The organism is Streptomyces chisholmiae (assembly GCF_031845445.1).
Classification (GTDB): Bacteria; Actinomycetota; Actinomycetes; order Streptomycetales; family Streptomycetaceae; genus Streptomyces; species Streptomyces chisholmiae.
In genome coordinates, this window is the sequence record NZ_JAVREO010000054.1 from 1 (window position 1) to 851 (window position 851).

Consider the following 851-nt stretch of genomic DNA (forward strand, 5'->3'; position numbering starts at 1 on the left):
TCTGGGCGGGTGATGGTGGTGAGGTCGCCGTGTTGGTTGTAGGTGTAGTGGGTGGTGTGGCCGAGGGGGTTGGTGGTGGTGAGGGTGTGGTCGTAGCGGTCCCAGGTGTGGGTGGTGGTGTGGCCGAGGGGGTCGGTCTGGGCGACGAGCTGGAAGGCGTCGTTGAACTGGTAGACGGTGTCGTGGCCGAGTGAGTTGGTGACGACCGTGCGGTGGTTGTCCGCGTCGTAGGTGTAGCGGTATTCGAGGGCGTGGTCGGTGCCGGTGGTGAAGACGCAGCGGCCTTGGGTGTCGTAGGTGTAGGAGTACCAGTAGTTGTTGCGGTCTTCCCAGCGGGTCATGCGGAAGTGCTCGTCGTAGGAGAACTTCAGGGGGAGGCCGGAGGAGTTGGTGATGGTGGCGAGGAGTCCGGCTTGGTTGTAGCCGTAGGTGAGGAGGGTGGGTTGGTCGGGGTCGTTGAGGAGGGTGAGGGCGGTGACGCGGCCGTGCGTGGTGGTGATGCCGAGGTGGTAGCCGCCGGAGTGGTGGAGGTCGGTGGGTGTGCCGGTGTGGTCGTAGGCGAGTTGGATGCGGTTGTTGTTGCGGTCGGTGATGGCGATGAGGGGGAGTTCGGTGCCGGGGTGGCCGGGGGTGGGGGCGAAGTGGAGGGTGTGTCCGGTCTCCCGTTGGTGGATGCTCAACGGTGCTTCGGGTTGGCCGTCCCAGGTCAGGGTCCAGCGGGGTCCTTCGACGGGGAGGACCGGCTCGTCGGGGAGGGGGCGGGGGTAGAGGAGGGTCATGCCGTCGGCGGTGAGGAACTGGGCGCCGTGTTCGTCCAGGATGAGGCGTTGGTCGAGGGTGGAGGCCCAGGA

The 851-nt window shown here is 66.5% G+C and carries 1 pseudogene; it reads right to left on the reverse strand.

The features are described 5' to 3' along the window. Positions 1-851: pseudogene (locus RM844_RS32010) on the reverse strand (DUF6531 domain-containing protein); the annotation flags it as partial.